At 75.8% G+C, this 23,508-nt stretch carries 23 protein-coding genes and 1 tRNA gene; 5 read left to right on the forward strand and 19 right to left on the reverse strand.

Annotated elements, in window-relative coordinates:
• Nucleotides 1-6: 6 nt before the first annotated feature.
• Complete coding sequence (gene ilvA, locus ACQPX6_RS24585; RefSeq protein WP_433783172.1) at nucleotides 7-1,209, reverse strand: threonine ammonia-lyase; 1,203 nt, start codon at nucleotides 1,207-1,209, stop codon at nucleotides 7-9.
• Between the two features lie 186 nt (nucleotides 1,210-1,395).
• Here ilvA and ACQPX6_RS24590 point away from each other — a divergent pair, with 186 nt between their 5' ends.
• On the forward strand, nucleotides 1,396-1,638 hold the full coding sequence (locus tag ACQPX6_RS24590; RefSeq protein ID WP_433783174.1) for a hypothetical protein: 243 nt from the start codon (nucleotides 1,396-1,398) through the stop codon (nucleotides 1,636-1,638).
• Between the two features lie 35 nt (nucleotides 1,639-1,673).
• A complete protein-coding gene (locus tag ACQPX6_RS24595) occupies nucleotides 1,674-2,105 on the forward strand; it encodes a PPOX class F420-dependent oxidoreductase (RefSeq protein WP_433783176.1) in 432 nt (143 codons plus the stop codon).
• Between the two features lie 5 nt (nucleotides 2,106-2,110).
• On the opposite strand, the gene ACQPX6_RS24600 is transcribed toward ACQPX6_RS24595, so the two are convergent.
• Both ACQPX6_RS24600 and ACQPX6_RS24605 read right to left on the reverse strand, forming a co-directional pair.
• Nucleotides 2,111-3,256, reverse strand: coding sequence for a cystathionine gamma-synthase (locus tag ACQPX6_RS24600; RefSeq protein ID WP_433783177.1), 1,146 nt, complete (start codon nucleotides 3,254-3,256; stop codon nucleotides 2,111-2,113).
• 10 nt (nucleotides 3,257-3,266) lie between these two features.
• Nucleotides 3,267-4,670: a cystathionine beta-synthase gene (locus ACQPX6_RS24605; RefSeq protein ID WP_433783178.1), complete on the reverse strand. Its 1,404-nt coding sequence runs from the start codon at nucleotides 4,668-4,670 to the stop codon at nucleotides 3,267-3,269.
• A 141-nt stretch (nucleotides 4,671-4,811) separates the two neighbouring features.
• Between ACQPX6_RS24605 and ACQPX6_RS24610 the strand changes: the two genes are divergently transcribed.
• On the forward strand, nucleotides 4,812-6,056 hold the full coding sequence (locus tag ACQPX6_RS24610) for an acetyl-CoA C-acetyltransferase (RefSeq protein WP_433783179.1): 1,245 nt from the start codon (nucleotides 4,812-4,814) through the stop codon (nucleotides 6,054-6,056).
• Nucleotides 6,057-6,116: 60 nt separating this feature from the next.
• Here the strand turns inward: ACQPX6_RS24610 and ACQPX6_RS24615 are convergent, their stop codons facing one another.
• The gene (locus ACQPX6_RS24615) at nucleotides 6,117-6,926 is read right to left on the reverse strand and encodes a Bax inhibitor-1/YccA family protein (RefSeq protein WP_433783180.1); all 810 of its coding nucleotides are present in this window, start codon (nucleotides 6,924-6,926) and stop codon (nucleotides 6,117-6,119) included.
• A gap of 312 nt (nucleotides 6,927-7,238) precedes the next feature.
• Between ACQPX6_RS24615 and ACQPX6_RS24620 the strand changes: the two genes are divergently transcribed.
• Nucleotides 7,239-7,481 carry an antitoxin gene (locus ACQPX6_RS24620; protein ID WP_433783181.1) on the forward strand — a complete coding sequence of 81 codons (243 nt, stop codon included), beginning with the start codon at nucleotides 7,239-7,241 and terminating at the stop codon, nucleotides 7,479-7,481.
• A 76-nt stretch (nucleotides 7,482-7,557) separates the two neighbouring features.
• Here the strand turns inward: ACQPX6_RS24620 and ACQPX6_RS24625 are convergent, their stop codons facing one another.
• The 9 genes from ACQPX6_RS24625 to eno form a co-directional block, all read right to left on the reverse strand.
• The gene (locus tag ACQPX6_RS24625; protein ID WP_433783183.1) at nucleotides 7,558-9,798 is read right to left on the reverse strand and encodes a SpoIIE family protein phosphatase; all 2,241 of its coding nucleotides are present in this window, start codon (nucleotides 9,796-9,798) and stop codon (nucleotides 7,558-7,560) included.
• A gap of 136 nt (nucleotides 9,799-9,934) precedes the next feature.
• Nucleotides 9,935-10,795, reverse strand: a complete 861-nt coding sequence (locus ACQPX6_RS24630) for a PIG-L deacetylase family protein (RefSeq protein ID WP_433783185.1) — start codon at nucleotides 10,793-10,795, stop codon at nucleotides 9,935-9,937.
• Nucleotides 10,796-11,036: 241 nt separating this feature from the next.
• A tRNA-Leu gene (locus ACQPX6_RS24635) sits at nucleotides 11,037-11,110 on the reverse strand.
• 34 nt (nucleotides 11,111-11,144) lie between these two features.
• On the reverse strand, nucleotides 11,145-11,939 hold the full coding sequence (locus ACQPX6_RS24640; protein ID WP_433783186.1) for a uracil-DNA glycosylase: 795 nt from the start codon (nucleotides 11,937-11,939) through the stop codon (nucleotides 11,145-11,147).
• Nucleotides 11,923-12,558, reverse strand: coding sequence for a hypothetical protein (locus tag ACQPX6_RS24645; RefSeq protein ID WP_433783187.1), 636 nt, complete (start codon nucleotides 12,556-12,558; stop codon nucleotides 11,923-11,925). The genes ACQPX6_RS24640 and ACQPX6_RS24645 overlap by 17 nt, the downstream gene beginning before the upstream one ends.
• Nucleotides 12,555-13,529, reverse strand: a complete 975-nt coding sequence (locus ACQPX6_RS24650) for an exopolyphosphatase (RefSeq protein WP_433783189.1) — start codon at nucleotides 13,527-13,529, stop codon at nucleotides 12,555-12,557. The genes ACQPX6_RS24645 and ACQPX6_RS24650 overlap by 4 nt, the downstream gene beginning before the upstream one ends.
• A gap of 410 nt (nucleotides 13,530-13,939) precedes the next feature.
• A complete protein-coding gene (locus ACQPX6_RS24655; protein ID WP_433783190.1) occupies nucleotides 13,940-14,458 on the reverse strand; it encodes a DUF501 domain-containing protein in 519 nt (172 codons plus the stop codon).
• On the reverse strand, nucleotides 14,455-15,123 hold the full coding sequence (locus ACQPX6_RS24660; RefSeq protein ID WP_433783192.1) for an FtsB family cell division protein: 669 nt from the start codon (nucleotides 15,121-15,123) through the stop codon (nucleotides 14,455-14,457). The genes ACQPX6_RS24655 and ACQPX6_RS24660 overlap by 4 nt, the downstream gene beginning before the upstream one ends.
• 5 nt (nucleotides 15,124-15,128) lie before the next feature.
• A complete protein-coding gene (gene eno / locus ACQPX6_RS24665; protein WP_433783194.1) occupies nucleotides 15,129-16,415 on the reverse strand; it encodes a phosphopyruvate hydratase in 1,287 nt (428 codons plus the stop codon).
• A 188-nt stretch (nucleotides 16,416-16,603) separates the two neighbouring features.
• On the opposite strand from eno, the gene ACQPX6_RS24670 reads away from it, so the two are divergent.
• Nucleotides 16,604-17,041, forward strand: a complete 438-nt coding sequence (locus ACQPX6_RS24670) for a tetratricopeptide repeat protein (protein ID WP_433783195.1) — start codon at nucleotides 16,604-16,606, stop codon at nucleotides 17,039-17,041.
• Nucleotides 17,042-17,126: 85 nt separating this feature from the next.
• On the opposite strand, the gene ACQPX6_RS24675 is transcribed toward ACQPX6_RS24670, so the two are convergent.
• The 6 genes from ACQPX6_RS24675 to ACQPX6_RS24700 all read right to left on the reverse strand — a co-directional run bounded on the left by ACQPX6_RS24675 (nucleotide 17,127) and on the right by ACQPX6_RS24700 (nucleotide 23,438).
• Nucleotides 17,127-18,044, reverse strand: coding sequence for a lytic transglycosylase domain-containing protein (locus ACQPX6_RS24675; RefSeq protein ID WP_433783196.1), 918 nt, complete (start codon nucleotides 18,042-18,044; stop codon nucleotides 17,127-17,129).
• A gap of 65 nt (nucleotides 18,045-18,109) precedes the next feature.
• The gene (gene efeB, locus ACQPX6_RS24680; protein ID WP_433783197.1) at nucleotides 18,110-19,345 is read right to left on the reverse strand and encodes an iron uptake transporter deferrochelatase/peroxidase subunit; all 1,236 of its coding nucleotides are present in this window, start codon (nucleotides 19,343-19,345) and stop codon (nucleotides 18,110-18,112) included.
• A gap of 58 nt (nucleotides 19,346-19,403) precedes the next feature.
• Nucleotides 19,404-20,546, reverse strand: coding sequence for an iron uptake system protein EfeO (gene efeO, locus ACQPX6_RS24685; RefSeq protein ID WP_433783199.1), 1,143 nt, complete (start codon nucleotides 20,544-20,546; stop codon nucleotides 19,404-19,406).
• A gap of 53 nt (nucleotides 20,547-20,599) precedes the next feature.
• On the reverse strand, nucleotides 20,600-21,448 hold the full coding sequence (gene efeU, locus ACQPX6_RS24690; protein WP_433783201.1) for an iron uptake transporter permease EfeU: 849 nt from the start codon (nucleotides 21,446-21,448) through the stop codon (nucleotides 20,600-20,602).
• A gap of 98 nt (nucleotides 21,449-21,546) precedes the next feature.
• Nucleotides 21,547-22,452: a MazG family protein gene (locus ACQPX6_RS24695; RefSeq protein ID WP_433783203.1), complete on the reverse strand. Its 906-nt coding sequence runs from the start codon at nucleotides 22,450-22,452 to the stop codon at nucleotides 21,547-21,549.
• Nucleotides 22,449-23,438, reverse strand: coding sequence for a hypothetical protein (locus tag ACQPX6_RS24700; RefSeq protein WP_433783205.1), 990 nt, complete (start codon nucleotides 23,436-23,438; stop codon nucleotides 22,449-22,451). The genes ACQPX6_RS24695 and ACQPX6_RS24700 overlap by 4 nt, the downstream gene beginning before the upstream one ends.
• Nucleotides 23,439-23,508 lie beyond the last annotated feature (70 nt).

Genomic DNA, 23,508 nt, shown 5'->3' on the forward strand with positions numbered 1-23,508 from the left:
CCGGCGTCAGGGCTCGGCCGTCACGTCCCAGCCCGCCGCCGCCAGCTCCGCGAGGATCGCCGCCCGGTGGTCGTGGCCCCGCGCCTCGAGCGTGAGGGCCACGTCCACCGTGCCGGGCGCCATCCCGGACGCGGTGAGCCGCCGGTGCTCGACGTCGACGACGTTGCCGCCCGCCCGGCCCACCAGCCGCAGCACGTCCGCGAGGTAGCCCGGGCGATCGGGCAGCCGCACGCGCAGCGCGGCGTAGCGCCCGGCGGCCACGAGGCCGCGGCGCACCAGGTCGACCAGCAGCACGGGGTCGACGTTGCCGCCGGACACCACGACCACCACGGGCGCGGGCCAGCGCCCCGGGTACTCGGCCACCGCGGCGGCGGCCGCCGCGCCGGCGGGCTCGACGAGCAGCTTCTCGCGCTCGAGGCAGCGCAGGACGCCGCGGGCCAGGGCCTCCTCGTCGACGGTGACGATCTCGTCCACCAGGTCCCGGACCAGCGCGAACGTCACGTCACCCGGCCGCGAGACGGCGATGCCGTCGGCGATGGTCGCGCCGGTGACGCTCGTCGGGACGCCCGCGGCCAGGGAGGGCGGCCACGCGGCGAGCCCCGCGGCCTGCGCCCCCACCACCCGCACGCCCGCCGGGACGCAGGCGGCGGCGATGCCCGCCAGCAGCCCGCCGCCCCCGGTGCAGACGACGATCGTGGCGACGTCCGGGACCTGCTCGAGGATCTCCAGCCCCACCGTGCCCTGCCCGGCCACGATGTCCGGGTGGTCGAAGGGGTGGATGAGCACGGCGCCGGTGCGCCCGGCGAACCCGGCGGCCGCGGTGAACGTCTCGTCGAGGGTGTCGACGAGCTCCACCTGCGCGCCGTACTCGCGCGTCGCCTCCACCTTCGGCAACGGCGCCCCGGCCGGCATGAACACCGTCGCCCGGGTGCCCAGCAGCTGCGCCGCGAGCGCCACGCCCTGCGCGTGGTTGCCGGCGCTGGCCGCGACCACCCCGGCGGCGCGCTCGTCGGCGGTGAGCCGCTGGATGCGCCGGTAGGCCCCGCGAATCTTGAAGCTACCGGCGCGCTGCAGGTTCTCGCACTTGAGCAGCACGGGCCCGCCGACGAGCGCCTCGAGCACCCGCGACGGCGTCACGGGCGTCTCGCGGACCACCCCGGCCAGCGCCGCCCGGGCGGCCTCGACGTCGTCGCGTCCCACGGGCTGCACCCGCCCGATCCTGCCCTGCGCGCGCCGACGAGCGGACGGGCGGGCGGCGGCGCGGTCGGAACCACCTGGACCCGACCGGTCGTCGCGCCACCGGCGACGCCGGTCGCCCGATCGTGCACGTCGGGATTCGCCGCCGCGAGCGTCGGTAGCCTCGTGGGGAGAGCGTGAGGCGAGGGGGGACGAGCGATGCTGACGGTGGACCCGGAGCCGCGCGCGCCGCGCCTCGCCCAGGCGCTGCCGCTGCTGCTCGCCGTCCTGCTCGCGGTCGCCGCGCTGGGCACGGTCGGCTCCGCCGGGTGCGACGAGCCCGCCCGCTACGTGAGCACCGCCAGCGGCATCGAGCTCGTCGGCGGCTGCCTGGGCCCGGGCGACGTGCACCCGGTGCCCGGCCACCCCGAGGCGCACGACGCGGCCGCCGAGCGGGGCTGAGCCCCTCTCGTCCGCGCAGGGGCAGGATCGGGGACATGACCTCCCCGACGTTCGACCCCCACGCGCTGCTCGCCGAGAGCCGCCTCGGCGTCCTCGCCACCATCAAGTCCAGCGGGATCCCGCAGCTCTCCCCCGTCACGCCGTTCTACGACCGCGACGCCGGCACGATCTCGGTGTCGATGACCGAGGGGCGCGCGAAGACCGCCAACCTGCGGCGCGACCCGCGCGCGGCGCTCGAGGTCACCTCGTCCGACGGCTGGTCGTGGGCCACCGCCGAGGGCACGGTAACGCTCACCGGGCCGAGCGACGACCCGCACGGGGCCGAGGTCGAGACGCTCGTCGCGTACTACCGCGCCGCGGCCGGCGAGCACCCGGACTGGGAGGACTACCGCGCGACGATGGTGGCCGACCGGCGGGTGCTCATGGTCATGACCGTCGAGCGGGTGTACGGGGCACGGCTGCGGTGACCGGCTCAGCCCAGCGAGTCGAGGGCCCGGCGGACGTCGTCGACGAGGTCGTCGGCGTCCTCGAGCCCGACCGACAGGCGCACCAGGTCGTTGGGCACCTCGAGCAGCGACCCGGCCGCCGAGGCGTGGGTCATGGCGCCCGGGTGCTCGATGAGCGACTCCACGCCGCCGAGCGACTCGGCCAGCGTGAACACGCGGGTGGCCGCGCAGACGGCGCGCGCGGCCTCCTCGCCGCCCGCGACGCGCGCCGAGATCATGCCGCCGAAGCGGCGCATCTGCTTCGCCGCGACCTCGTGGCCCGGGTGGTCGGCGCGCCCGGGGTAGAGCACGGCCGTGACCGCCGGGTGCGCGGCGAGGGCGTCGGCCACGCGCTCGGCGTTGTCGCTGTGCCGCTCCATGCGCACCGCCAGCGTCTTGAGCCCGCGCTGGGTGAGGAAGCAGTCGAACGGCGAGGGCACCGCGCCCATGCCGTTCTGCATCTTGCCCAGCGTCGTGTCCAGCGCGTCGTCGTCGGTGATCACCGCACCGCCGATGACGTCGGAGTGCCCGCCGAGATACTTCGTCGTCGAGTGCACGACCGCGTGCGCGCCGAGCGCGGTGGGTGTCTGCAGGTAGGGCGTCGCGAAGGTGTTGTCGACGACCAGCATCAGCTCGTGCTCGCGCGCGAGGGCGCCCAGCGCGGCGATGTCCGCGATGCCGAGCAGCGGGTTGGTCGGCGTCTCGCACCACAGGACCTTGGTGTTCGGCCGGATCGCGGCACGCACGGCGTCGACGTCGGCCGTGTCGACCGCGGTGTACTCGACGCCCCAGTCGCAGTAGACCGTCGAGATCAACCGGTAGGTGCCGCCGTAGGCGTCCATCGGGATCAGCACGTGGTCGCCGGGACGCAGCACGCCGCGCAGCAGCGCGTCCTCGGCGGCCATGCCCGAGGCGAACGCGCGGGCGTGGCGCGCGCCCTCGAGCGAGGCCAGCGTCGTCTCGAGCGCCGTGCGGGTGGGGTTGCCGGTGCGCGCGTACTCGTAGCCCCCGCGCAGCCCGCCCACGCCGTCCTGGGCGAAGGTCGACGTCGCGAAGATCGGCACCACGACCGACCCGGTGGTCGGGTCGGGCTCCTGGCCGTCGTGCAGGGCGCGCGTGGAGAAACCGTTCACCTCGTCCACCCTAGGCCGGTCCGCCGACGTCGTAGCGGCTGCCCGTCGCCAGGAACGCCAGGATGTCCGCGCGGGTCACGATGCCGGCGGGCCGGCCGTCGACGAGCACGAGCGCGCCGTCGCCGCCGCGCAGCGCCTCGACCGCCTTGGAGATGGGCTCGGTGCTGCCGAGGCTCGGCAGCGGCTTCGACAGGTGGCTCTCCACCGGGTCGGTGAGCGAGGCCTGCTCGTTGAACAGCCGGTCGAGCAGGTCCCGCACGGTCACCGCGCCGCGCACCTCGGCGGCCATCACCGGCGGCTCGGCCTTGACGATCGGCATCTGCGAGACGCCGAACTCGCGCATGATCGACACGGCGTCCGCGACCGTCTCGTTGGGGTGCCCGTGCACGAGGTCGGGGATCGACCCGTCCTTGCGGCGCAGCACGTCGCCGACGGTCCACTCGGTGGTATCGGGGGTGAGGAAGCCGTAGGACGACATCCAGCCGTCGTTGAAGACCGTCGAGAGGTAGCCCCGCCCGCCGTCGGGCAGGAGCACGACGATCACGTCGTCGGGCCCGGCCGTGGCGGCGACCTGCGCGGCCGCGCACACCGCCATCCCGCACGAGCCGCCCACGAGCAGCGCCTCCTCGCGGGCCAGGCGCCGCGTCATGTGGAACGACTCGCTGTCGGGCACCGCGATGATCTCGTCGGGGACGCCGCGGTCGTAGGTGCTGGGCCAGAAGTCCTCGCCGACGCCCTCGACGAGGTAGGGACGGCCGTCTCCGCCGGAGTACACGGAGCCCACCGGGTCGGCGCCGACGATGCGCACCCGCCCGTCGGAGACGTCCTTGAGGTAGTGGCCGGTGCCCGAGATCGTGCCGCCGGTGCCGACCCCCGCGACGAAGTGCGTGATGCGCCCCTCGGTCTGCTCCCAGATCTCCGGGCCGGTCGACGCGACGTGCGACGCCGGGTTGGCGAGGTTGGCGTACTGGTTGGGCTTCCAGCCGCCGTCGGTCTCGCGGGCGAGCCGGTCGGACACCGAGTAGTACGACTCCGGGCTGTCGGGCTCGACGGCCGCCGGGCACACCACGACGTCGGCGCCGTAGGCGCGCAGCGCGTCCTGCTTGGCCACGCTCACCTTGTCGGGGACCACGAAGATGCAGTGGTAGCCGCGCTGCTGGGCGATGATGGCCAGCCCGATCCCGGTGTTCCCCGAGGTCGGCTCGACGATCGTCCCGCCCGGCTTGAGCTCCCCCGACTCCTCGGCGGCGTCGATCATCCGCTCGGCGATGCGGTCCTTCACGCTGCCGCCGGGGTTGAAGTACTCGACCTTCGCCAGCACCAACGGCGCGTCCGGCCCCGTCGGCACGACGTGGTTGAGACGCACCAGCGGCGTGTGCCCGATGAGGTCCGCGACGTGCTCGACGTACTGCATGCCTCCATCTTCCGCACTCCGGGCGCGGAACGCCCCCCGCCCCCACGGTCGTGCGCCGGATCACGTCGAGAGCCCGGTGTCAGCGGAGCGGCTCGGCTGACGATCAGTGTCCGCAGCGCCGCTCCGTCGTAGTGTCGCGGCATGGTCGACCCAGGCCGCGAGGCCGTCATCGTGTCCGCCGTCCGTTCGCCGATCGGCCGCGCCCGCAAGGGCTCGCTGGCCGGGATGCGCCCCGACGACCTCGCCGCGCAGGTCGTGCGCGCCGCCCTCGACGCGGTGCCCGCGCTCGACCCGACCGAGGTCGAGGACCTGCTGCTCGGCTGCGGGCTCCCCGGCGGCGAGCAGGGGTTCAACATGGCCCGCATCGTCGCCGTCGAGCTCGGGATGGACACGCTGCCCGGCGCGACGATCACGCGGTACTGCGCGTCGTCGCTGCAGACCGCCCGCATGGCCGCGCACGCGATCCGGGCCGGCGAGGGCGACGTCTTCGTCGCCGCGGGCGTCGAGACCGTGTCGCGGTTCGAGAAGGGCAGCTCCGACGGCTGGCCCGACACCCACAACCCGTACTTCGCCGACGCCGAGGCCCGCACCGCCGAAGTGGCCGCGGCCGGCGCGTCGGAGTGGCACGACCCGCGCGAGGACGGGCTGGTGCCCGACGCCTACATCGCCATGGGCCAGACCGCGGAGAACGTGGCGCTGCTCGAGGGCGTCTCGCGCGAGGAGATGGACCGGTACGCGTTCCGCTGCCAGCAGCTGGCGCAGGAGGGCTGGCAGAACGGGTTCTGGGCCCGCGAGATCACGCCGGTGCGCCTGCCCGACGGCACGGTGGTCGAGCGCGACGACAGCCCGCGCCCGGACACCACGCTCGAGGGCCTCGCCGACCTCAAGCCCGTCTTCCGCCCCGACGGCCGCATCACCGCGGGCAACGCCTGCCCGCTGAACGACGGCGCCGCGGCGCTGGTGATCATGTCCGCCGAGCGGGCCTCGTCACTGGGCATCACCCCGCTCGCGCGCATCGTCTCGACCGGCGTCAGCGCGGTGTCGCCGGAGGTCATGGGGCTGGGGCCGATCGAGTCCTCCGCCCGCGCCCTGGCCCGCGCGGGCCTCACCGTCCACGACGTCGACCTCGTCGAGATCAACGAGGCCTTCGCCGCCCAGGTCATCCCGTCGGCGCGCGGCCTGGGGATGAGCGACGACGAGATGGAGGCGAAGCTCAACCGCCACGGCGGCTCCATCGCCGTCGGCCACCCGTTCGGCATGACGGGCGCGCGCATCGCCACGACGCTGATCAACGGCCTGCGCACCGGCGACGCGACCCTGGGCCTCGAGAGCATGTGCGTCGGTGGCGGGCAGGGCATGGCGATGGTGCTCGAGCGCCTGAGCTGACCCGGACGCACGACGGCCCCTCCCGGAGCACCGGGAGGGGCCGTCGTGGGCGTCGAGCGGCTACTGCCGGAAGTAGCTCAGCAGCTGCAGGATCTCGATGTAGAGCCAGACCAGCGTGGTCATGAAGCCGAAGGCGAGGTACCACGCGAACCTCGCGGGGACGCCCGCCTTCACGGCCTGGTCGGCCTGGTCGAAGTCGAGCAGCAGCATGAACGCGCCGATGCCGATGCAGACCAGGCTGAAGATGATCGCCAGCGGACCGCCCGAGCGCAGGCCCAGGCCGCCGTCGACGAAGAAGCTGATCAGGAGGTTGGCGACCATGAGGATCAGGACGCCGATGGCCGCGCCGATGACCATCTTGGTCAGGCGCGGGGTCACCCGGATGGCGCCGGTCTTGTAGACGATCAGCATCCCGATGAAGACACCGACCACACCGAGGATCGCCTGGAAACCGATGCCGGCGTACTGGCTGCCGGCGCTCTCGAGGAGCCCCGTCAACGACCCGAGGGCCACACCCTCGGCGACGGAGTAACCCAGCACGAGCGCCTTGTTGGTGCTCTGCTTGAAGATGATGATCAGAGCGAGCACGAGGCCGACGACGAGTCCACCGATGATGCCGATGAACCCGAGGCCGAGCACGGCGCTCGCGATACCGACGGCGATGGCGAGGACGGCGTTGAGAGCTGTCTTCTGGACCACGTCGTCGACGGTCAGCGGGCGGTCGGTGGCGCCGGCCACCGGCATCGGGCCCCCGCCCGTGCCACCGCCGAACATGCCGCCGGCCATCCCTGCCGGGGCGTCGCCGAACCGCGCGTACCCACCGGGCGAGGTGGGCAGGTTGCGGAACGCCGGGTTGCTGCTGGTGCGCACCTCTCGTCCTCCTCCGTAGCGGAGCCGGGCCCGATGGCGGATGTCATCGGCCGGGTCGACCGCGGACTGTTCGTCCACCCGGTGCAACGACCGGACGGGCGGATCGGTTCCCGCCCGGGTAAAAGGAACTTTACCGGATGCGGCGGCCACCGAGCGTATCCACTTCGCCCCGGGGTGGGGCTCCACATCCCACTCTATAGGCCCGTTCGGGGGCACCGGGGCGGTCGGCGTCGTCGCGGACGTGTCGTCCCGTGTGCACGGGGAACTCTCGTGTCGCACGCCACCCGACGCACCCGGAGGAGGTCCTCGACAGTGGACTTCGGCAGCATGGCGGACAAGGCCAAGGACTGGGCCGGCAAGAACCCGGACAAGGCCGATTCCTTCGTCGAGAAGGGCGAGGACTTCGCCGACAGCCGCTTCGGCGGCCACGAGGGGCAGGTCGACCAGGCCGGGCAGAAGGCGAAGGACTACCTGCACGGCGGCCAGGAGCAGCCGGGCGAGCAGGCCCCGCCGCCCCCGCCCCCGCCGGGCGAGGAGCCCCCGCCCCAGCAGTAGAGGACACAGCAGTCACGCCGCGACCGGCCCGGTCCGTCACCCGACGGACCGGGCCGTCGTGCGTCCGGGGTCGGGCTCAGGCGGGCGCGAGCTCGTCGTCGAAGCGGATCGCCAGCAGCACCGCGTCGTCGCGCAGCCCCTCGACGCCGAGCACCTCGAGCAGCTGGTCGCAGAGCTCCTCGACGGGCATGTTGGGCGCCTGCCCGGCGAGGGTGTCGGCGATGAGCTGCGTGCGCTCGTCGGGGTCGGTGCCCGGCGCCTCGATGAGCCCGTCGGTGTGCAGCACCAGCAGGTCGCCGGCGCTGCAGTGCACCGCCGTCTCGTGGCGGGTGATCGCGCGGGTGGCGCCGATGAGGGGCGAGAGGTTGCCGGTCAGCAGCTCGACGGCCCCGTCGGAGGCCCGGCGCAGCAGCGGCGGCGGGTGCCCGGCGTTGGAGTAGCGCAGCGTCCAGCCGGCCTGGTCGCCGCGCTCGAGGCGCGCGTACACGGCCGTCGCCATCGCGGCCATGCCGAGGCCCTGCACGACGTCGTCGCACCGGTCGACCACGTCGGCGGGCCCGAGGCCCTCCCACGCGTAGGACCGCAGCACACCGCGCAGCTCGCCCATCGCCGCGGCGGCGCGCAGGTCGTGCCCGACGACGTCGCCGACGGCGAGGCCGACCGCGCCGTCGGGCAGCGGGAGCATGTCGTACCAGTCGCCGCCGACCTGGGCGCCGTCGGTGGCCGCGAGGTAGCGCGACGCCACCGACATGCCCTTCATCGGCGGGACGGCCGGCAGCAGGCTGCGCTGCAGCGTCTCGGCGGCGCCGTGCTCGCGGGCGTACAGACGCGCGTTGTCGACCGCGAGGCCGGCGCGCGCCGCGAGGTCGGCGGCGAGGTAGAGGTCGCGCTGGGAGTAGCGGCGCCCGTAGGGCAGCTCGGTGCCCAGCGTCAGCGCGCCCAGCACCTGACCGCGGGCCCGCAGCGGGACGACGATCGCCGAGCGGGGCCGCAGCGCCTCGTAGCGGCGCAGCAGGTCGGGCTGCTCGGCGATGCCCGCCGGCCGGACGGGCAGCTCGGGCAGCAACGACGGCGAGCCGGCCGTGAGGGCCTGGCCGATGGGGTCGCGCCCGTCGTCGGTGGGGCTCACCCAGCGGCCGAGCGCGAGCACCTCGTCGAGCTTGGACTCGTCGCGGTGGTTGACCGCCGCGCGGCGCACCGAGGTGTTGTCGTCGACCTCGTCGAGCAGGTCCACGCAGCAGAAGTCGGCCATCGCCGGCACCACGATGCGGACGAGCGCCGCGGCGACGCCGGTGGTGTCCAGGCTCGCCGACATCGCCGACGTCGACTCGGTGAGCAGGCGCAGCTGCTCGCGGGTCTCCTCCGCCGCGGCGAGGGCGGCGCGGCGCTCGTTCTCGACCATCACGCGCTCGGTGACGTCGGACTGGACGCCCACGAAGTTGACCACCCGGCCGTCGCCGTCGACCACCGGCGTGATCGAGACCTGGTTCCAGAACGCGGTGCCGTCGCGGCGGTAGTTGAGGAGCACCTCGGTGATCGGGCGCTCCTCGGCCAGCGCCGTGCGGATGCGCGAGATCGAGGCCGGGTCGGTGTTCGGGCCCTGCAGGAAGCGGCAGTTGCGCCCGAGGACCTCGTCGAGCTCGTAGCCGGTGAGCCGGGAGAACGCCGGGTTGACCCACACCAGCGGGTTCTGCTCGCGCGAGGGGTCGGAGATGGTGAACGACAGCTCGGTGGCGACGACCGCGCGGTCGCGCACCATCTCGAGGTGGCGCTGCGCCCCCGCGCCCGAGAGCTGCAGGAACACCACCAGCGCGAGCGGCCGCTGGTCGGAGTTCACGGACTCCGACAACGGGAAGCCCGTGACCCACAGCAGGCGGCCCTCGGCCTCCTCGCGCTCCTCCTCGGTGGCCTCGGACCCGCGGCGCGCGGCGTCGGACACGGCGACGGGCTCGCCCGAGACCGGGATGCCCTGGGCCACGCGCGAGAGCGGCGAGGCGGTGTCGCGCATCGGGCGCCCGGACAGGTCGGTGAGCCCGGCGGCCTCGCTCCAGGCGTCGACGTCGATCGGCAGCGTGGCGCGGCCGCCGGTGAGGCCCTGGGCGGAGTCGTTGGCGTAGGTGACGAGGCCCTCGCCGAGGTCGATGAGCGCGACGGCGGCGGGCGCGGTGTGCAGCACCTGGGGCAGGTCGGCCTGGGCCGCGGCGTCGGGGTCGATCACGGTGTCGCGCACGCGCTGCGCCTGGGCCGCGTAGTCGCCGTCCAGCCCCGGGGCCTCGGTCGCCACCTCGCCGTGGTCGCCGTTCGTCCTGCCCGTCACCTGACGGAGCCTATCGGCCCTGCGCCGCCCTCGGCCCGGGTGTGACCCCCCGGTGGGGCAGCGGTCGCGGAGCGAGAGGTCCGGACGGGCGATGTGGGGGACGCCGTGGCGCCCGTTCGTGTGGTGGGGGGCCTGCTCACACCAGGAAGACCTCACGGGGACCGGGGGCCGAACCGTCGGGCAGCTCGCGGTCGCGCCCGGGACGGTCACCGAACGCCGCGCTGGCGGCGAGCTTACGGGCCTGGACCGTCTCCGACAGCGCGAGCTGGCGGGCCCGGCGCCACGGGACCTCGGCGGACTCCGGGCCCGCCCAGCTCCACGCCTGGTCGAGCCAGCGCACCAGCCGCACCCGGTAGGCGGCGCACACGATCTCGGCGGCGCGCCCGGCCGCCTCGTGGTCGTCGTCGCCGTCGCCCGACCACGGGGCGAGCACGCACAGCCCGTGCGGATCCTCGACGAAGCCGACGATCTCGCTCAGCGCGCCGACCACGTCCGCCTCGTGCCGCGAGAGCCCGCCGTCGGGCAGGCCGAGGCGGTGCCGGCGGACCTCGGCGACGCCGAGCGTGCGGTACGCCGCGGCGAGGGCGGCCTCCTCGGGGTCGGCGGCGGGACCGTCGTCGTCGGTGTCCTCCGCCGCGGTGGCGCCGTCGAGGCGGCCCAGCACCGAGGCGAGCGTCTCGGGGTCCTCCAGGTCCTCGGGGCGCACGACGAGGTCGGGCCGCGGCTCGGCGACGTCGGGCACGGCGAGCCCCTCGGGCGGGGTGCAGGTGCGCCCGGGTCCGTCGGTGAGCGCGAGGACGTCGACCGAGGCGTGCCGCGCGGCGAGGCGGCGCAGCAGGCCGCCGGCCGCGCGGATCTCGTCTCGCGGGTGCGGCGCGACGACCACCAGGCGCCGGCAGGCGCGCAGCGTCAGCGGACGCAGGCCCTCCAGCTCGCGCCACGGCGGGCGCGCACCCGGCATCGGGATCCGACCCGACAGGTCGCCGAGATCAGCCACGGCGCTCACCTCCCGGCCACCAGTGTGGCCGATCGCCTCGCCCGTTCGGACCAGCCCGCGGCGACGGGCGTCGAGCGGTCCGTCGTGCGCGCCCGAGTGATCGTTCCGGCGACGTCTTCACTCCGTCGTGACCGCTCTCCGCGCCGCGCTGCGGCGGGCGGGTGACACGCGGGCGACGCCGGCGGGTGCAGCCGGTGACACGGGGGCGGCGTGCGGGTGGACGGGCCGTCCGGGACGGGTGTGCCCCCGGTGGGGTTCGAACCCACACTGCGGCGATTTTAAGTCGCCTGCCTCTGCCGATTGGGCTACAGGGGCCGAGCTCTCGACGCCGTGACCGGCGCGGACGAGCCTAACCGCCCGGCCGGGCCGGAGGTGTCGGGTCGAGGCCGGCGGCGCGGGCCGCGCGGGCGAGGACGTCCTCGAGCATCGCCGGGGTGAGCCGTCCGGTGAACGTGTTCTGCTGGCTGACGTGGTAGCAGCCGTACACCTCGAGCGGCGCCGCGCTCGTCGCATCGGCCGGTTCCAGGGTCACGTGCACCCCGTGCCCGAACACCGGCCGGGGACGCGGGACCACCCAGCCCGGGTGCCCGCCGGCGGGGTCCGGCGTCGCCAGCACCGGCAGCAACGCCTGCCACCCCCAGCCGCCGAGCACGACCACCGCGCGCACCGTGCCCCGCAGCAGCGCCAGCTCGCGGGCGAGCCAGGGCCGGCAGCGGTCCCGCTCCTCCGGGGTCGGCTTGTTGGCGGGCGGGGCGCAGCGCACCGGGGCGGTCAGCCGCGTGCCGTACACCTCGAGGCCGTCGCCGATCGCCACCGCGGTGGGCTGCGACGCCAGCCCGACGGCGTGCATCGCGGCATAGAGGACGTCGCCGCTGCGGTCGCCGGTGAACATGCGTCCGGTGCGGTTGCCGCCGTGCGCCGCAGGCGCCAGCCCGACGATCATCAGCCGCGCGGCGGTCGCGCCGAACCCCGGCACCGGCCGGCCCCAGTAGGTCTCGTCGCGGAAGGCGGCGCGCTTGGTGGCCGCCACCTCCTCGCGCCACGCCACCAGCCGCGGGCACGCGCGGCACTGCGACACCGCCGCGTCGAGGGCGGGCAGGTCGCGCACCCGGGCGGGGTCGACGTGTTCAGCTCCGCCAGGCACCCAGGGCCTCCCGGGCGGCGAGCACCGCGACGACGGCCGAGACGGCGGGCGCGGCGAGCGACGGCGCCGCCCCGGTGCCGGCGGCCAGGTCCACGACGGACGCGGCGAGCAGCACCGCGACCAGCGCGCCGACGAGCACACCGGGCGCGGCACCGCGCACGGCCGGGTCGGCGGCGCTCGCGGCCCGGGCGGCGCGCGCGTCGGCCGCCACGAGCAGCGGCAGCGCGACGGCGCCCGCGAGCCCGAGGGCGGCGCCGACCACGGCCTCCCCGGGCCGGCCGGGCGCCAGGGCGTCGGTGACGGCGTCGACGGCGCTGTAGGTGGCGAGCACGACGAACGAGATGGTCATGGCCCGCACCGCCCGGCGCTCGCGGCGGGCGGGGTCGCCGGCGAACTGCCAGCGCACCGGCAGCGCGGCCCCCAGCGACACCGCGAGGTGCGCGGCGAGCGCCGCGACCCCGGGCAGCGTCGGCCCGTCGCCCGCCCACCACGCGACGAGGGCGACCACCAGCGTGTGCACGATGGTCGCCGCGACGAGGGCGCGCACCCGCCGCGCCAGGACCAGCGCGGCGAGCGGGAGCCCGGTCGCCGCCCCCGTCGGCACCGCTGCCGGGCTCACCACCGCGCGGCCAGCGCCCGCGCGATGCCGTCGAGGATGTCGTGCTCGCTGACCACGAGCTCGGTGACGTCGGTGCGCTCGGCGAGCTCCTCGGCCAGCACGCGCATGACCAGCGACCCGCCGCCGATGACGTCGACGCGGCCGGGGTGCATGGGGCCGAGCGCGGCCCGCTCGTCGCGCGGCATGCCCTCGAGCCGCCGGGCGGTGGCGCGCACGTCGTCGAGGCCGAGGCGCGAGAGGTGGATGCGCTCCGGGTCGTAGGTGCGCAGGTCCATGGCCACCGCGGCCAGCGTCGTCGCCGTGCCCGCGACCGCCACCCAGGTCTGGACGTCGCCGACCGCGACCTCGTCGAAGGCCGGCGCGAGCGTCGCGCGCGTGAACTCCTCGGCCTCGGCGATCTGCTCGGCGGTCGGCGGGTCGTCGTGCAGGAACTTCTCGGTGAGGCGCACGCAGCCGACGTCGGTGGAGCGGGCGCCGAGGACGTCCGCGCGCACCGCGTCCCACGTCCCCGTCACGATCTCGGTCGAGCCGCCGCCCACGTCGGCGACGACGAACGGGCCCTCGTCGGGGTCGAGGTCGGCGACGGCGCCGGCGAACGACAGGCGCGCCTCCTCGTCGCCGGTGATGACCTCGGCGTCCACCCCGACGATCTCGCGGACCGCGCCGAAGAACTCCTCGCGGTTCTCCGCGTCGCGCGTGGCCGACGTCGCGCACACCCGCACGGTGTCGGGGCCGACGGCGACGCCGTGGCGGCGCAGCATCTCGGCGTAGGCGCCGAGGGCCTCGCGGGTGCGCACCAGCGACTCCGGCGCCAGGCGGCCGGTGGCGTCCACGCCCTGCCCGAGGCGGTTGACGCGCATCTCGCGGTGGACGTCGCGCAGCCAGGCCGACCCGTCCTCGCGGACGGTCACGTCGGCGACCAGCAGACGGATCGAGTTGGTCCCGCAGTCGACCGCGGCGACGCGTGGCATGGACGCTCCCCCTGCACCTGCCGTCCCCGGGCACCCGGGCTCCACCCGCGACGCTAGCGAGGCCGGGCCCGGCGCGCTCCGGCTGGTCGGTCGCCGGCCGTCCCCGGCGGGATGGGGACGCCCGGCGACCGGACCGCGGGGCGGGGCGACACGGCGCGGCCACCCCGGAGCACCAGGGACCGCGGCGGCGCACACCACCCGTCGCGCAGCGGGCCGTCCGCTCCACCGCGCGGCCGGTCGGGGGAACCGGCTCCACCATCCTGCGGTGCCGAAGGGCCCGGGACCAAGCCCAGGCGGGGGTCGTGACCGGGCCGGGGTGCGGGTTCACCGGGCCGGGACGCGCCCGCCACGGCGCGCGACGGTGCGTGCGACTCCCCCGGCTTCGGCCGTCGCCCGGTCGGGCACGGGGATCAGTCCGTCGAGGAGCCGCCGGGCGGCGGGACGCACGGGCCCGCGTGCCACCAGTCGTCGAGGCGTTCGAGGGCCTCGTCGCCGATCGGGTTCACGCCCGCGCCGCGGGCCAGCGTGTGGGCCACGTGGACGTGCAGACACTTGACGCGCTCGGGCATCCCGCCGGCGCTGGTGTCGGTGCCGAGGGGCTCGATCGCGTCGCGGTCGGCGAGGTAGGCGGCGTGGGCGGCGGCGTAACGGGCGGCGAGGTCCGGGTCCTCGGCGAGGCGCTCGGTCTGCTCGCGCATGAGGCCCTCGGCCTCGAGCCGCCCGATCCGCGAGGTGAGCCGCGGGCACGTCGCGTAGTACAGCGTCGGGAACGGGGTGCCGTCCTCGAGGCGCGGCGCGGTCTCGACGACGTCGGGCAGGCCGCAGGGGCAGCGGTGCGCGACGCCGCGCAGCCCCCGGGGACGCCGGCCGATCTGGGCGGCGACGGCGTCGGCGTCCGCGGCCTCCGTCCCCGGCGGCCGCGTGCTCACGGCGCGGTGCCCAGCGTGGAGCGCGCCACGCGGGAGTACCAGGGCAGCTCGGCCTCGACGGGCGGCAGGCCCGCGTCGGGCCGGGGCTGGCGGGGGTCGCGCGCCGACGCGGCGTCGCCGGGCAGCTCCACGCGGTAGGGGACCTCGCCCGGGCGGGCGTAGCCGAGGCGCTCGCGCGCCAGGGCCTCGACGTGCGCGGGGTCGCGCAGCGCGGCGCGCTCGTCGGTCAGGGCGCGGACGTCGCGCGCCAGCCGCTCCTGCTCGGCGGCGACCGCGGCGATCTCGTGGCGCTGGGTGACGTAGTTGCGCAGCGGCACGGCGACGGTCAGCGCGAGCGCGCAGACCACGACGGCGAGCACCGCGGCCCGGCGCGCGGTGGACAGGCCCAGCGCGCCGCCCGTGGCCTGGGCGGCCCGCCGGGCGCGCGCGGCGGCCGCGGCCGGCCCCGACGGCACGCGCAACGGGTGGCGGCGGCGCACGACCCGTTGCGGGTCGCGGCGCGGGCCCTGGCGGGCGCGGGTGCGTCCGCGAGCCGGGGCGGGCGCCCCGGTGCCGCGGGCCCGCCCCGTGCCGCGGCGGCGCCCGCCCCGGGACGCGGCACCGCCGGACCCCGCCGCGCTCTCGCGGTCGGCGGGGCCTCCGCGCGCCGGGTCCGGGGCGGGCACGCGGATCAGGCGTCCGGGTCGAAGCGCGGGAAGGCCAGGTCGCCGGCGTAGCGCGCGGCGTCGCCCAGGGCCTCCTCGATGCGCAGGAGCTGGTTGTACTTGGCGACCCGCTCGGACCGGGCCGTGGCGCCGGTCTTGATCTGCCCGCAGTTGGTGGCCACCGCGAGGTCGGCGATCGTGGTGTCCTCGGTCTCGCCGGAGCGGTGGCTCATCATGCAGCGGTAGCCGTACTGCTGCGCGAGGCTCACGGCGTCGAGGGTCTCCGACAGCGTCCCGATCTGGTTGACCTTCACCAGCAGGGCGTTGGCCGCGCGGCGCTCGATGCCCTCCTCGAGACGCTCGATGTTGGTGACGAAGAGGTCGTCGCCGACGATCTGGATGCGGTCGCCGATGTCGCCCGTGAGCTTGGTCCAGCCCTCCCAGTCGTTCTCCGAGAGCGGGTCCTCGATCGACACCAGCGGGTAGGCGTCGAGCAGCTCGCCGTAGTACGAGCTCATCTGCGCGGCGCTGCGGGTCTCGCCCTCGAAGGTGTAGACGCCGTCGGCGTAGAACTCGCTGGCCGCGACGTCGAGCGCGAGGACGATGTCGCGTCCCGCGTGGTAGCCGGCCTCGCCGATGGCGGAGACGATGAGGTCGAGGGCCTCGCGGTTGTTCGGCAGCTGGGGCGCGAAGCCGCCCTCGTCGCCGAGCCCGGTCGACAGGCCCTTGCCCTTGAGCACCTTCTTGAGCGCCTGGTACACCTCCGCGCCCCAGCGCAGGGCCTCGCGGAACGACTCGGCGCCGATCGGCGCGATCATGAACTCCTGGATGTCGACCCCGGAGTCGGCGTGCGCGCCGCCGTTGAGGATGTTCATCATCGGCACCGGCAGCACGTGCGCGTTCGGCCCGCCGACGTAGCGGAACAGGTCGAGCTCGGCCGACTCGGCCGCGGCGCGGGCGACGGCGAGGCTCACGCCCAGCAGGGCGTTGGCGCCGAGCCGCGACTTGTCGGGCGTGCCGTCGAGGTCGATGAGCTTCTGGTCGACGACGCGCTGCTCGGCGGCGTCGATGCCGACCAGGCCGGGCCCGATCTCGTCGAGGACGCCGGCGACGGCGCGCTCGACGCCCTTGCCGAGGTAGCGGGAGTCGTCGCCGTCGCGCAGCTCGACCGCCTCGTGCTCGCCGGTCGACGCCCCGGAGGGCACCGCGGCGCGGGTCAGCGTGCCGTCGTCGAGCGCCACCTCGACCTCGACCGTGGGTGTGCCCCGCGAGTCGAGGATCTCGCGCGCGCCGACCTGCTCGATGACCGCCACGGACCTTGCCTCCGATTGCTGCTGGGAGCCGACTGCCTCGCGGGCACCCGGTCGGGGCACGCCACGTCGCCCGCATCGTAGACGGCGGTCCGCGCGCCACGACCGCGCCACGCACGGTCGCGACGGGCGTCACGACATCCCGGGGTGAGCCCTCGCGCCGTCCCGTGACGCCGCCTACGGTGACGGGGATGTCCGCCGCGCAGCACGACCCCGTGGAAGAGGACGGTCCGGGGGCGGCGTCGGCGGTGGAGGCGTTCCGCCGGGCCGAGGACCTCCTGGAGCGCCGGCGCCCGCTCGACGCCCTCAAGGCCCTCGCCCCGCTGCTCGACGCCGAGCCGGAAGCCGCGTCCGTGCACCTGCTGGCGGCGCGCGCCTACCTGGCGTCGGCGCAGTTCCGGCGGGCCGAGGAGGGGTTCCTGCGCGTGCTCGAGCTCGACCCCGCCGACCACTACGCCCGCTTCGCCCTGGGGCGCACGCTCCAGCGCCAGAGCCGCCTCGCCGAGGCCCGCGCCCAGCTCCGCATGGCCGTCGTGATGGACCCGCGCCCGGAGTACCAGGAGGCCCTGGGCGAGGTCAGCGCGAACATCGCCGTCCGCTCCGACCGCGCCGGGGGCTCGGGCGGCTGAGTGTGAGCGCCAGTGTCAGCGGAGTGGCGCCGCAGACACTCAACGTCAGTGGTGCCACTCCGCTGACATCCCCGGACCGCGCCGACTACGCCTGGGAGGCCTTGGCGTAGGAGTCGGCGGCGGCGTAGACGCGGCGGCCGTACTCGTCGGAGTTGTTGTACGACAGCACCGCCGCGCGCCAGCCCGGGCCGGTCGCGAGGTCGCGTCCGCCCGCGCAGAGGTAGCGCCCGGCGGCCAGGGCGGCGTCGTCGATGTTGTTCGGGTCAGCGACGCCGTCGCCGTTGCCGTCGGAGCGCCACTTCGCCCACGTCGACGGGATGAACTGCAGGGGCCCGACCGCGCGGTCGAGCGAGGTGTCGCCGTCGAGCACCCCGCCGTCGGAGTCGCCGATGGTGCGGTTGCCGCCGGTGCCGTCGAGGGGGACGCCGACGATGGGCGGCGTGACCTTGCCGTCGTCGGCGATCCGCGCGCCGCGGTAGCGCCCGTGGTTCGACTCGATGCGGGCGAGCCCGGCGATCGTGACCCACGACAGGTTGCAGTCGGGCTGCTCGTTCTTCACGGCGAGGTCGGCGACGCCGTAGGCCTGCAGCGCGCGGGCGGGGACGTCGACGCGCCCGGCGATGCCGCTCGCCCAGCTCGCGAGCGTCGGCCGGCCGCCCGCCGCGGGGGCGGGCGCGGTGCCGGGCAGCTGGGTCAGCGCGGGCGGGGCCAGCGCGTCGGGCTGGGCGACGGTGCCGAGCTGCACGGGCGCCGGCTCGATCTCGAGCGCCGGGATCTCCTCGGCGCCCGCGTCCTGGCGCCCGAACTGGTTGCGCTGGCTGACGATCACCACGGTCGCCACGGCGGCCACGAGCAGCAGGAGCACCAGCGTCAGGCGGCCGACGACCGCGAGCCGCCGCGGCGGGCGCGGCCCGTCCGGGTCGAGGCCGCTGCGCACCGTGGAGCGACGGGGGCCCGGGACACGGTCGCGGGAGCCCGGCGTCGGGTCGGTCGGCGCAGCCATCGTGGTGCAGGTTACGCGGCGGTACGTGCGGCGCGCGTCTCGCGGGTGGGTGGGCCCCGGCGGCCTCAGCCCTCGAGCAGGGTCTGCCCCCAGTACGCGCCCTCGGCGAGCCCCGGCGGCACGGCGAACACCGCCGACCCGGTGTGCTCGATGTACTCCATCATCTTGTCCCGGCGGGCCAGCGCGCTCTGCATGGGCACGAACTGCCGGTGCGGGTCGCGCATGAACGCGACGAAGAAGAGGCCCGCGTTGAGGTGCCCCGACCCGTCGGAGCCGTCGACGAAGTTGTAGCCGCGCCGCATGATCCGCACGCCGCCGAGGTTCTGCGCCGACGCGAGGCGGATGTGCGCGTCCTCGCCGATCGGCGAGGTCGGCGCGAGGTCCGGCAGGTCGAACTCGCGCGGCTGCCCGATCGGCGCGCCCTCGCCCTTGGTGCGCCCGGTGAGCGACTCCTGCTCGGCCAGCGACGTGCGGTCCCACGTCTCGACGTGCATGCGGATGCGCCGGGCGACGAGGTACGTGCCGCCCGCGAGCCACGCCGGGCCCTGGGCCGGCGGCACCCAGACGTGCTCGTCGAGCAGGGCGCCGTCCTCGGCTTTGAGGTTGTTGGTGCCGTCCTTGAAGCCGAACAGGTTGCGGTGGGTCTGCTGGGTGGTCGACGTCGACGACGTCCGCCCGAACCCGAGCTGGGACCAGCGCACCGCCGCCGTCCCGAAGCCGGTGCGCACGAGGTTGCGCACCGCGTGCACCGCGACCTGCGGGTCGTCGGCGCACGCCTGCAGGCACAGGTCGCCGCCCGACAGCGCCGGGTCGATCTGGTCGCCGGTGAACGGGGGCAGCTCCGCCATCTCCGGCGGGCGCGGGATGCCGAGCTTGTCCAGCAGGCTGCCGCCGATGCCGAGGGTGATCGTCAGCGACGCCGCGGGCAGCCCGAGGGCCTCCCCGGTGTCGCTCGGCGGCGCCTCCGGGTTGCGGTTGACGGCCCCGCCGGGCGCGGCCTCGGCGCCGACCGTCATCCGCTCGGCGGCCGTGGTCCAGCGCCGCAGCAGGCTCGCCACGGCGGCGCGGTCGGTGGTGGTGAGGTCGAGCGCGACGAAGTGCAGGCGGTCCTGGGCAGGCGTGGTGATCCCCGCCTGGTGGACGCCGCGGAACGGCACCACCAGGCCGGCGGGGTCGGGCGCGTCGGGCTCCGCGGCACCCGCCGCGAAGCCCGCCACCGCCCCGACCCCGGCCACGGCCGCCCCGGCGCCGGTCCACCCGAGGAGCCGGCGCCGGGAGAAGCCCCGTGACGTGGTCGTCATGCCTCCATCGTCGGGACGGGCCGGGCGGCCCGCCACGTGACGCTCGTCGTCGGGCCCGTCACGCCGACACGACGGCCGCGACCTGGCTCACCGGCTCGCCGAGCGCGTCGACCGCCTCGGTCATGCGCCGGGTGTCCTCGGGCGTCAGCTGGGTGTAGAGCACGAACCCGTCGCCCTGCCGGTAATTCTCCAGCAGCACGTCGACGTCGCGGAAGCGCTGGTCGAGCAGCGGGCCCAGGGCCGGGTCGCGCTGGTCGAGCACCGGGCGCAGGGCCGAGATCGCGGCCTGCGAGCCGTCGACGTTGGCGCGGAAGTCCCACAGGTCGGTGTGCGAGTAGCGGTCCTCCTCGCCGGTGATCTTCCCGGTGGCGACCTCGTCGAGCAGCTCCTTGGCCCCGTTGGCCAGCTGCAGCGGCGTCAGCTCGATGCCGGCCGTCCGCGCCTGCAGGTCGCGGATGTCGACCATCAGCCGGTCGGCCATCGCGTTCGAGTCGGGCTGCAGGCCGGTGACCCACAGGTCGCGTTCGAGGCGGTGGTAGCCGGTGAACTCGACCCCGGGCTCGCCGTCGTCGCGGCCGTCGATCTTCGGGTCGAGGTCGCCGAAGGACTCCGCGACGGGCTCGACGCGCTCCCAGTAGGTGCGCGCGACGGGGAACAGCGCCTGCGCGGCGGGCACGTCGCCGCGCTTGACCGCGTCGGTGAACTCCTGCGTGCGCGTCACGAGCGCCTCGATCTGCGAGGTCGTGTAGCGCTTGTAGCCGGTGACAGCGCCGGCCAGCAGCGCGTCGCCCTCGGTGGAGCCCGCGACGTTGCCGGTGACGGTGAACGGCGCGCGGATGCCGTCGCCGACCATCCCCGGCTTGCACGCGGTCGTGTACTGCCCGCCCTGCGGCACCTCGACGATGAGCTGGCGCGTCAGGCCGGGGCCGACGTTCTCGACCTCGCCGAGGATCCGGTCGCCGGTGCCCAGCAGGTAGAACTCGGTGACCTTGGTGCCGGTGTTCTGCACCGAGAACGACAGGTTGCCCGCCGGCGCCTCGGTGGCCGAGACGTCACAGCTGGTGTCGCCGGCCTGCACCTGGATCGGGCCGCCGGCCCCCTGGGCGCCCGGGGGCGGTGGAGCGGTGCTGGTGCAGCCGGCGAGGGCGACCAGCGCCGTGACGGCCGCGACGGCGGCGACGGCGAGGGACCTGCGGGACAAGGGTTCTCCTCTTTCGGGGCGCGACGGTGCGCGGGGCGGGGCTGGGGAGCGGGTCAGGAGGCCGGGTCGGCGGCCGACGCGGCGGGGACGGGCTCGCGCCGACGGCTCGACACCGGGCGCAGGAAGAGCGTCAGGACGACGCCGACGTAGAGCACCCACACGACGGCCTCGAGGACCGTGGTCTGCGGGGAGAAGTTGAAGATGCCCTTGAGCAGCACGCCGTACCAGGAGTCCGCGGGCACGGCGGCGCTGACGTCGAAGGCGAGGGTGTCGAGGCCGGGGAGGAAACGGGCCTCCTGCAGGTCGTGCACGCCATAGGCGAGGATCCCGGCGGCGACGAACACGAGCAGCACGCCGGTGACCGTGAAGAACTTGCCCAGGTCCAGCGTGATCGCGCCCCGGTAGATCAGGTACGCCAGCACGATCGCGACGGCGATGCCCAGGAGGAAGCCGATCAGCGGGCCGGTGGTCTCGCCGGCGGCCTGCGCGGCGGCCACGAAGAACACGGCGGTCTCGAGCCCCTCGCGGCCCACGGCGAGCGCGGCCATGACGACGACGGCCACCGAGCCCATGGCGATCGCGCGCTCGAGACCGCCGCGCAGCTCGGCGGCGATGGTGCGCCCGACCCGGCGCATCCAGAAGATCATCCAGGTGACGAAGCCGACCGCGACGATCGAGAGCGAGCCGCCGAGCAGCTCCTGGGCCTCGAAGGTCAGGGCCTGCTGGGTGAGGGTCAGCGCGAGGGTGACGCCCACGCTGACCGCGACGGCCACCGCGACGCCCAGCCACACCTTCGGCAGCTCGCGGCGCCGGTCGGTGCGCACCAGGAAGGCGACGAGGATGCTGACCACCAGCGACGCCTCGAGCCCCTCGCGCAGCCCGATCAGGGCGTTGCCCAGCATCGCGTCCCCTCCCGCGGGCGAAGGTCAGGTGACCCTCACCTGCCGTGAGGTGAGGCTAGCCTTCGGGGGTGAGGGAGGGGAAGCGTGGGCCCGTCACGTCACGGGCGGTGCCGGTCCGCGCTCGACCAGTGACGACGCCAGGCGTCCGCGTCCAGCGCCGCCGGGTCCGCGCCGGTCGCGCGCGCCGCGTCCTCGGCGGCGCGCACGCGCCCGGCGAGCTCGCCCGCGGCGGCGCGCAGGGCGCCCTCCGGGTCGGGCTCCGCGGACCCCGCGATCCCGGCGTAGAGCGGGTCGTCCGACGCCGCGGCCAGCAGGTCGTCGGGCACCCCCGCGCGGCGCGCCCGCGACAGGTACTTGGCGACGAGCGCCGCGGCCGGCTGCGAGCGCGCGACGCCCTCCAGCGCCGACGCCCGCCGCTTCTCCACGGCCTTGAGCTCCTCCCAGCGCACCTGCTGCTCCGCCGCGCCGGTGATCACCTCGCCGTCGCCGAAGACGTGCGGGTGGCGCCCGACGAGCTTGGCGACGAGCGCGTCGGCCACCTCGTCGATCCCGAACGGGTCCGCGGGGTCCTCGGTCGCGATCCGGGCGTGGAACAGCACCTGCAGCAGGACGTCGCCGAGCTCCTCGCGGACCGCCTCCCGGTCGCCGTCGGCGATCGCGTCGTAGAGCTCGTAGGTCTCCTCGACGAGGTAGCGCAACAGCGACGCCGGGGTCTGCGCGGCGTCCCACGGGCAGCCGCCGGGCGAGCGCAGCCGGTCCATGACGCGCACGGCCTCGAGGAGCGCGGCGCCGGGCACCGTCGCGGCGGGCACCAGCTCGACCACCGTGCCCTCGGCGCGCGGCGCATCGGGCGGGACGGCGCCGAGGTCGCGGACGAACGCGGCGGCGACGTCGGGCGGCAGGTCGGGGTGCAGGCGCACCTGGTCGGCCGCCGCGATCGTGCGCACGGCGGCGGCGGGCAGGACCGCGCCGAGCCGGGGGTCGACGGTGACGATCACGCTCACGGGGCGGGCGTGCGCACCGGCGTGATCGTGCCGACCGCGGCCGGGTTGTCCACCACGTCGAGCTGCGTCGGGTCCCAGGTGCCGTAGCGGGGGCTGACTGTCACCCCGAGCTCCAGCGCGAGGGGCTGGAGCTGGCGCAGCCCGAAGGCGAACATGGTGTCCTCGTCGACGGCCGCGGCCGGCACGACGCCCGGCCCGGGCGGCGGGGCGTCGAGGCGCCGCTCGCGCACGTGCACCACGGTCCAGGGGCCCTGCGCGGGGTCCTCGCCGGCTTGCGAGCCCCCGCCCGGCGTCACGGCCACGGTGCCCGCCGGCAGGCCGAACAGCACCGAGGACGCCGTCGAGCGCACGCCCGCGCCCTGGTCGGCGCCGGGCCGCAGCGCGAGTCCGGCGGCGCCCGCCCCGCCGCCCCGGCCCGAGAACAGCGCTGCCGCGCGCGCCGGGTCGGCGGCCACCTGCGCGGCGAGGGCCTCGGCGGAGGCGCGGTCGCGGGTGCCGGCGTAGTCGACGGTGACGGCGAGCCGGTCGAAGGTCCGCCGGCCGATCTCGGCGGCGGCGATCTGGTCACCGACCAGCTCGCGGATCGTGGCCGGGTCGAACCCGCTCCCCCGTGCCGCGCCCTCCGCGCCGCCGGCGCGCGCCAGGGCCGCGTCCACCTGCGCCGGCGCCACGACCACCCCGTCGCGGCGGGCCTGCTCGGCGATGAGGGTGTGCAGCACGCGCACGGTCACGAGACGTCGCGACTGCTGCGCGAGCAGCGCGGGCGGGATCGGCGCGCCCGGCGCGGTGCCCTGCGACGCGTTCTGCTGGTCGACGGCCACCCGGAGGTCGGGCACCGCGGTGCGCAGGCCGCCCTGGATCTCGTCGATGGTGATCACCTGGTCGCCGACGATCGCCGCCGCGCCCACGCGGTCCGGGCCGGAACCGCAGCCGGCCAGGACGAGCAGGGCCACGACGGACACGAGGACCGCAGGCAGACGACGCACGGCGGTCACCTTCTCACCCGGGCGCGTCGCGCTCTCGGCCGCCCGGTCCCGCCGGTGATCAGGGAGCGCC

Origin of the sequence: Actinomycetospora sp. CA-101289 (assembly GCF_050955895.1) — a bacterium.
In the GTDB taxonomy this organism is placed as follows: Bacteria; Actinomycetota; Actinomycetes; order Mycobacteriales; family Pseudonocardiaceae; genus Actinomycetospora.

What these genes read in the sequence shown, in the direction of transcription:
- ACQPX6_RS24590 (WP_433783174.1), top strand. Translation starts at nt 1,396, where the DNA reads ATGCTGACGGTGGACCCGGAGCCGCGCGCGCCGCGCCTCGCCCAGGCG.
- ACQPX6_RS24675 (WP_433783196.1), bottom strand. Translation starts at nt 18,044, where the DNA reads ATGGCTGCGCCGACCGACCCGACGCCGGGCTCCCGCGACCGTGTCCCG.
- ACQPX6_RS24610 (WP_433783179.1), top strand. Translation starts at nt 4,812, where the DNA reads ATGGTCGACCCAGGCCGCGAGGCCGTCATCGTGTCCGCCGTCCGTTCG.
- ACQPX6_RS24670 (WP_433783195.1), top strand. Translation starts at nt 16,604, where the DNA reads ATGTCCGCCGCGCAGCACGACCCCGTGGAAGAGGACGGTCCGGGGGCG.
- ACQPX6_RS24605 (WP_433783178.1), bottom strand. Translation starts at nt 4,670, where the DNA reads ATGCAGTACGTCGAGCACGTCGCGGACCTCATCGGGCACACGCCGCTG.
- efeU (WP_433783201.1), bottom strand. Translation starts at nt 21,448, where the DNA reads ATGCTGGGCAACGCCCTGATCGGGCTGCGCGAGGGGCTCGAGGCGTCG.
- efeB (WP_433783197.1), bottom strand. Translation starts at nt 19,345, where the DNA reads ATGACGACCACGTCACGGGGCTTCTCCCGGCGCCGGCTCCTCGGGTGG.
- ACQPX6_RS24595 (WP_433783176.1), top strand. Translation starts at nt 1,674, where the DNA reads ATGACCTCCCCGACGTTCGACCCCCACGCGCTGCTCGCCGAGAGCCGC.
- ACQPX6_RS24650 (WP_433783189.1), bottom strand. Translation starts at nt 13,529, where the DNA reads ATGCCACGCGTCGCCGCGGTCGACTGCGGGACCAACTCGATCCGTCTG.